Genomic DNA, 7,144 nt, shown 5'->3' with positions numbered 1-7,144 from the left:
GCCCCGGCAGCCCTTTAATGCCAGAAAGGGAAACAATGTTAATGATACGCCCGTAGCGTTTCAGCAACATATTATTCAGCAGCTGCTTGGTCACATAAAAGAACCCGTTCAGGCTGCTGTTCAGCACATTATGCCATTGGGCGCTGTTCATCCAGAACAGCAGGTTATCTTCCCGGATGCCGGCATTGTTCACCAATACCTGCACCTGTTTATCTTTATTGTTTTCCAGCCAGGCGCCTAATACCGCCTGTACTTCCTCCTCATTCCCTACATCAAACTGCAGCAGCTCACCATCGCTGCCTTTGGCCCGCACTGCATCCAGGGTTTCCTGTGCCGCAGCGGTATTGCCTTTGAAATTAATGATCACATGATAACCCAGTTCGGCCATCTTTATACATATTGCCCTTCCTATTCCTCTTGACCCGCCGGTTACTAAAGCACAGTTCATGGTTAATTACGAATTATTCAATTACGAGTTACGAATTGGATACATCGTTTGGCAAACTCTTTACAAACAAATACCAGCACATTGGCACATCAGCACATTTTCTCATCATCTGCATATCTGCACATTTGCATATCCGCACATTTACACACTTACCGGTACCTGCTGCACCAGGTATTCCTTGATCTTTTGCAGATCTTTATACCGGGGGCTGTCCTCAATAAATTTAGGAAAAATAGCCCTTACTTCCCGGTAAATACGTTGGGAGAAAGAGGACAATCTATCCTGGCAGTTCAGGTAATCTACCGCCTGCAGCATGGTCATTACCTGTATGGCCAGCACCTCAAACGTGTTTTCTATTACTTTATTGGCCATCAGCGCAGCATTGCAGCCCATGCTCACAATATCCTGGTTATCATTATTATTGGGAATGCTGTGCACGTACATGGGGAAGGAAAGCGTTTGGTTCTCCGCCACCGTAGAGGTAGCCGTGAACTGTACCCCCTGCATACCAAAGTTAAAGCCCAGCTTACCCAGGTTCATGAAAGGCGGGAACTTGTGGTTCAGCTTTTCATTCAGCAGGTAGTTCAGCTGCCTTTCTGATAGCATGCTCAGCTTGGTGATGGCAATTTTCAGCTTATCCATTTCCAGGGAAATATAATCCCCGTGGAAGTTACCGCCGTGGAATACATTCTGGTGATGATGGTCCACCACCGGGTTATCGCTCACAGAGTTCAGCTCATGCACCACTACTTTTTCCGCATGCACCAGCGTATCATACACCGGGCCCAGGATCTGGGGCACACAACGCAGGGAGTAGTATTCCTGTACCTTATCCTTAAAAATCTCTTCTTCCAGCTCTTTGTACAAATGATCCGGGCGATGGCGCACCATTTTGCTATCCTTCAGCACATCGCGCATCACTGCGGCTACCCGGTTCTGGCCTTCATGTTTTTTCACCACATTCAGCTCGTACGACAAATGATCATCAAACGCTTCCACAATTTCATTGATCATGGCAGAGAGGATGCAGCTCCAGCCCAGCAGCTTCTTGGCCTCTATCAGGTTTACCAGGCCTACACCGGTCATGGCAGAGGTACCGTTAATAACGGCCAGCCCTTCGCGGATGTGTACTTTCATAGGCTGTAAGCCCAGCCGGGCAAATACTTCGGCTGTTGGCTGTATCTTATCTTCATACCACACCTCACCTTCGCCTATCAGCACCAGCGCCAGGTGCGCCAGCTGTACCAGGTCGCCGCTGGCGCCTACACCGCCGTGCTCAAACACACACGGATATACGTTCTTATTGATCAGATCCCTTAATAATTTCACCACATCCGGGTGTACGCCGGAATGCGCCTGCATAAAGCTGCTCAGGCGCGCTATCATCAATCCTTTGGTTAACAGCGGAGGCATGCACTTACCGGCGCCGGAGCTGTGGCTGCGTATAAGGTTATACTGCAGCTGCAGGGTATCGGCCTCCGGTATGCGGTATTGCGCCATTGGGCCAAAACCCGTGTTAATACCGTAGATCAGCTTTTTGGCTGAGAACTTTTGCAGGAACGAAAAGTTTTCCTGTACCTGCTGTAAAGCAGCTTCTTCCAGCTCCAACGTTTCTTGCCCGAATAAAATACGGTACACTTCATCTAAGGAAAGCGCCTTACTTCCTACTGGGATCATTATTTTAAATTAAATTATTTATTATATGTAAAAACGCACAAAAATAATACAAAGCTGGAAATAACCTAAAAAAAAGACCACAGACCATAGTCCACGGTCCATAGCCGTTCCCTTATAGTACATGTAACTACGTAAAAAGCAGTGGACAGTGGACCGTGGGCTGTGGACCTCAATTCCAGCCCATTCCCTTAAAATACATGTAACTCCGTAAAAGGCCATGGACCGTAGACTATGGACCATGGACTAAGAAACTACTCCTCCTCCCTTTCCCTTGGTACGGGTGTATATACCAAAACTTTGTCTATACGATGAACATCCATATCCACAATCTCAAAGGTAAATCCTCTCCAGTCAAATTTCTCACCTGTTTGGGGGATATGCTCCAGGTGGTGCAGTATAAAACCTGCCAGGGTATCAAACTCCTGCTCAAATTCTGCCATCCAGTCCTCTTTATCAAACTCACTCAGAAAATCGTAGAAAGGGATCTGGGCATCTACCAGGTAAGAGCCATCGTCCCGTTTGGTCATTTCATAGTCATCATGCTGCCCGGTTTCCGGCATATCGCCTACAATGGCCTCCAGGATATCGTTCAGGGTGATCATCCCCAGGAAAGTACCGTATTCATCCACTATAAAGGCCGCATGGATCTGTGTTTCCTTGAACTTTTCCAGCACCTGGTAAGCGCTGTTATTTTCCGGAACAAACAGGGGTTTGCGGATAATGGGTTTCAGCGCGTAGCTGTTGGTAGACGCTGCTGCATACAGGTCTTTAATAGAGATAATGCCTTTTATGCTGTCTATCTGCCCTTCGCATACGGGGTATACGGAGTGCAGGCTGTGACCGATCTTACGTTTAATAACCTCTACCGGCTCATTGATATCCAGCCATACTATATCCGTACGGTGGGTCATGAGGGATGTAATATTCCGGTCGCCCAGGTGAAATACCCGTTCAATGATCTCCTGCTCCGTTTCTTCAATAGCGCCGGAGTTGGTGCCTTCATTGATAATGGCTTTAATTTCCTCTTCCGTTACGTGCTGGTCTGAACCTTTGAGCTTAAAGATCTTTACGATCACGTTGGTGGATACTGTTAACAGGGCAATGAACGGAAAGGTGATCTTGGATACCCAGGTCATGGGCCTGGCTACTGCTTTGGCAATCGCTTCCGGCCGGGCCATGCCCAGGCGTTTGGGCACCAGCTCACCCAGCACCAGTGAAAAGTAGGTGATCACTATTACGATAATACCGGTGGCAATACCGTTGGCGTAGGGGCGCAGCATCTCCATTTGCCCAACGAACGCTACCAGGTCCGATTTCAGCTTTTCGCCGGAGTAAATACCGGTTAAGATGCCTATAAGGGTAATGCCTATTTGTACGGTGGAGAGGAATTTATCCGGATTATTAGCCAGTTTCAGGGCAGCCTTTGCCTGCTCATCGCCTTTACCGGCCTGGTGTTCCAGCCGGACTTTACGTGCAGAAACCAGGGCGATCTCTGACATTGAGAACAGACCATTAAGTAAGATCAGGATGAGGATAATGACGACTTCCATGATATAAAGGCTAAAAATAAAAAATTATTCAAATATTAAGGTAAGAAATGCCAAAACAATACCAGTGGCAAACGCAAGAATCTTCCGTTTGCTTAATTCATGATGCCGGGTACCGCTTTCGTAGAAAATAGTGGTGGATATATGTACAAATGCGCCAATGACCAGCGCAGTGAGATATACCAGTGATGCATTCACCGTTTGTGAATACAGGCCCAGCTGCCCGGCCAGTACGGCTGCCAGCGGGGTTACCAGGGAAAACAGCACCAGGATGCGCCACAAACGCCCCTTCGGCTGGTGTGTGTGCATCATAACCGTCATCAGGGTAAGGGCTTCCGGCACTTTATGCGCGGCAATGCCCAGCGCCAGGGAAGGCAGGGCCGACTGATCCTGGAACCGCAGCCCCAGCGGAATACCTTCCATAAAAGCATGGATGGATAAACCCAGCAGTAAAGGTGTGATGGAAATATGATGATGCTGCCCCTCTGCCGGCGGCAAATGGGTGTGCCCGTGCTCCATACCGTGGGAAAGCTGCTGCAGGAACACCTGCAGAAAAAAGCCCAGCAGCACATAGACCCCTGCGGCATGCCCCAGCTCCTGGTACACTTCCGGCAGCAGGTGCATAATGGTGATGCCGAACAGGAAAGCGCCGGTAAAAGCCAGCAGGTAAATGGGTAAGTTGGGATGCAGCCGCTTAACGGTTATGGGAATGACCCCGCCGCCAATGGTAGCTGCAAATATTAATATCAAATAGCTCCAATTCATGTTGTTAGTTCTGCCTCCAGTCTAATGCGGCGTTGAAAAAAGCTGCCACTCAATAATCCGATCAGGGTGCCCAGCACGGCCCCCCCTGCTACATCCAGCGGGTAGTGCACGCCTACGTATACCTGTGCATAAGCTATCGCAAATGCCCATACGTAGAACAGCCAGGCATAACGTTGAAAAGCCGTTTTTAAAGTTAAGAAACAAAATGTTCCCAGCGCAAAGTGATTAGCGGCGTGGTTAGAGGTAAAGCTGCCGCTCATGGGGCAGTAGCTAACCAGCACCCGTACAAACTGCTGCAGCAGCGGATCGCGGCAGGGCCGCACCCGGTTAAAGGTATCTTTCAGGAAACTGCTGCTTTGATCAGCGATCCCAAAGGAAACAATGAACAGCACGATCCAGAAAAAACCCCGCCACCCGTAATTAATGGTTACAAACAGCCCCAGGAACAGGTATAACGGCGCCCAAAGGTAGGGTTCCCGGATCCAGGGCATTACCGCATCCATCCAGGGCTGCTGCCATTGGTTATTGATATGAAAAAATAATCTTAGATCCTGACGTAACAACCATTCTAGCATAAAAACTTCGTTTAAGCTGAAAGCATAAAGCGGAAAGCTAAAAGCTTATTGTGTTTTGCTTTAAGCTTTATGCTTTCTGCTTTGCGCTTTAATTATCTTTTCTCCGCGATCAATATCATTCTGGGTGAGCGCTGCTCATCGTACGCATTAAAATGATAATCGCCGAAAACATCCATGATCTGCAGGCCCTGTTTGGCAAACATCCGCTCAAAATCAGCCCGGGTAAAGGCATGTACGCTTTCCGTAAAAGAGGTGCGCACCATCTTTTCCTTATCCAGTATGTTGATCTGCTTCAGAAAACAGTTATGATGGATGGCCCTTTTAATGTCAAACACCACCCCTTCCAGCTCCTTTACCTCACTGGGCACCAGGTGCGCCGCCACATAAGGGCTGTTCAGGTAATCCAGCACCAGGCGGCCGCCGGGTTTCAGCGCATTTTTGAAGGTGCGCAGGGCATTGTCATTATCCCGCTGCGTATCAAAATAGCCGAAACTGGTAAAGAAGTTGAACACCGCATCAAAATAGTTAATGCGGAAAGGCAGGCGCATATCGTGCTGAAAAAAGCTGAGGTGATCGTTTTCCAGCTTTTTGGCGGCATTGATACTGTCAATGGAAAGATCGATGCCCGTAACGGTAAAGCCTTTATCTGCCAGGTATTTGGCGTGCCGCCCGCGCCCGCAGGCCACATCCAGCATCAGCGCATTTGCGGGGGGCTGCAGGTAGGCCAGCAGCTTATCAATGAACATAGCGGCCTCCTTTTCATCCCGGTTGCTGTACAACACGTGATAGTAGGGGGAGTTAAACCAATCTTTGAACCACTGCTTTGCTGCTTCCATATCTTTGAGCTGTTAGCTGTTGGCTCTTAGCTTTTAGCGATTACCTGTTGCTAATGGCTAAGAGCTAAAGGCTAATCGCTATTTTTTATTATTAAACATCAAATATCGGGTGCTTTCATAAAACCCGTGCGTTAAATTATTAAGCGCGCGGGCCGTATCTGCATGCTGCGCCTCCACATCTTTCAGGGCATCCCCCTTCAGGTCGTACAGCGCGGTTTTACCGGTGCCGTTGTTCACCTCAAAAAGGTATTGCTCCCCTATTACTGCAGTGCAGAATTGCAGGTTCTTAATATAGGAAATAAAAGCGTAACGGCTGGTGTAAGTTGTATCCAACAGGTCCACCCCCAGTGTATAGTTCTTAAACGGAATGCCAGCCAGCTTGGCCACGGTAGGGTACACATCCAGCAAGCTGCCGGCGCGGGTATTCTGCTGTGGCGTAAGGTGGCCGGGCCCGTACATGATACAGGGCACATGCTCTCCGCCGCTGCCCAGCTCATACTCCGGGAAGGGCATAAAATGGTAAGGATTGAGCGTACAGTTATGATCGCCAAAGAACACGAAAATGGTATTATCCAGGTAACCGCCTTCCTTGGCCAGCTGTATCAGGTGGCCCAGGTTATAATCCAGGTAGCGTAAGGCATTAAACTGATCAATGGATATGAAACCGGCCTGTTTAAACTTGTTCATATCAATATCCTTTTCCGTTACCTTCTTAAAGTCGCCGGCGCCTTTGGTAGTGGTGTAAGGCGGATGGTTATCGGCCGTTTGCAGGAAAGCAACAAAAGGCTGCTTGCGCTGGTGCGCATCTTTAAAAATGGCGCTGGCTTCTGTGATCAGGTCGTAGTCGGAAACGCCCCATACATCTGCCTTGGCAGCTTTAAAGTATCCCTCTTCATATATCTTGATACCATCTACATTATTGCTGAACACTGCGCGTATGTTGGCCCAGTTGGTATTACCGCCCAGCAGGTAATATTTTTCATATCCTGCAAACTGGTCCATAATAATACGCTGGTCTACCATCTGCGGGTGGCGGCTGGCGGTTTTAACCCGGGTAATATCCGGCAGGCCGGTGGTTACGCCATACACGGTTTTGGCGGTGCTGATGGCCGGTACATAAAAGTTCCGGAACAGGATGCCGCTGTCTGCCAGCTTTTGCATATTGGGCGTGGCCTGCATGGGATTGTTGAACATGCTGGTAACCGCTGCCCCGGTTGATTCCAGCATTACCAGTACAATGTTGGGCCGCGGTTTATCAACACCGGGCACGGTGCGTACATAATTCAGCTTTTGCGC

7 protein-coding genes are annotated in these 7,144 nt (G+C 48.9%); all 7 read right to left on the bottom strand.

Annotated elements, in window-relative coordinates; genetic code table 11:
- Positions 1-388, bottom strand: a 388-nt coding sequence (locus VIM87_RS29920) for an SDR family NAD(P)-dependent oxidoreductase (protein WP_332000528.1), incomplete at its 3' end; no start/stop codon positions are given.
- A 201-nt stretch (positions 389-589) separates the two neighbouring features.
- Positions 590-2,125, bottom strand: coding sequence for an aromatic amino acid ammonia-lyase (locus VIM87_RS29915; protein WP_332000527.1), 1,536 nt, complete (start codon positions 2,123-2,125; stop codon positions 590-592).
- Between the two features lie 251 nt (positions 2,126-2,376).
- The gene (locus VIM87_RS29910) at positions 2,377-3,675 is read right to left on the bottom strand and encodes a hemolysin family protein (RefSeq protein WP_332000526.1); all 1,299 of its coding nucleotides are present in this window, start codon (positions 3,673-3,675) and stop codon (positions 2,377-2,379) included.
- A gap of 24 nt (positions 3,676-3,699) precedes the next feature.
- Positions 3,700-4,437 (bottom strand): ZIP family metal transporter, encoded by a 738-nt coding sequence (locus VIM87_RS29905; RefSeq protein WP_332000525.1) that lies wholly within the window; start codon positions 4,435-4,437, stop codon positions 3,700-3,702.
- Positions 4,434-5,012: a phosphatase PAP2 family protein gene (locus tag VIM87_RS29900; RefSeq protein ID WP_332000524.1), complete on the bottom strand. Its 579-nt coding sequence runs from the start codon at positions 5,010-5,012 to the stop codon at positions 4,434-4,436. The genes VIM87_RS29905 and VIM87_RS29900 overlap by 4 nt, the downstream gene beginning before the upstream one ends.
- A 92-nt stretch (positions 5,013-5,104) precedes the next feature.
- Complete coding sequence (locus VIM87_RS29895) at positions 5,105-5,848, bottom strand: class I SAM-dependent methyltransferase (RefSeq protein WP_332000523.1); 744 nt, start codon at positions 5,846-5,848, stop codon at positions 5,105-5,107.
- A gap of 78 nt (positions 5,849-5,926) precedes the next feature.
- A partial coding sequence (locus tag VIM87_RS29890) for an LTA synthase family protein (RefSeq protein WP_332000522.1) occupies positions 5,927-7,144 on the bottom strand: 1,218 nt, incomplete at its 5' end.

It is taken from the genome of Chitinophaga sp. (assembly GCF_036569125.1).
Lineage (GTDB): Bacteria > Bacteroidota > Bacteroidia > Chitinophagales > Chitinophagaceae > Chitinophaga.
Note: the sequence above shows the minus strand (reverse complement) of the source record. Positions and strands in the feature narration are given on the sequence as shown.

What these genes read in the sequence shown, in the direction of transcription:
- VIM87_RS29910 (WP_332000526.1), bottom strand. Translation starts at nt 3,675, where the DNA reads ATGGAAGTCGTCATTATCCTCATCCTGATCTTACTTAATGGTCTGTTC.
- VIM87_RS29905 (WP_332000525.1), bottom strand. Translation starts at nt 4,437, where the DNA reads ATGAATTGGAGCTATTTGATATTAATATTTGCAGCTACCATTGGCGGC.
- VIM87_RS29895 (WP_332000523.1), bottom strand. Translation starts at nt 5,848, where the DNA reads ATGGAAGCAGCAAAGCAGTGGTTCAAAGATTGGTTTAACTCCCCCTAC.
- VIM87_RS29900 (WP_332000524.1), bottom strand. Translation starts at nt 5,012, where the DNA reads ATGCTAGAATGGTTGTTACGTCAGGATCTAAGATTATTTTTTCATATC.
- VIM87_RS29915 (WP_332000527.1), bottom strand. Translation starts at nt 2,125, where the DNA reads ATGATCCCAGTAGGAAGTAAGGCGCTTTCCTTAGATGAAGTGTACCGT.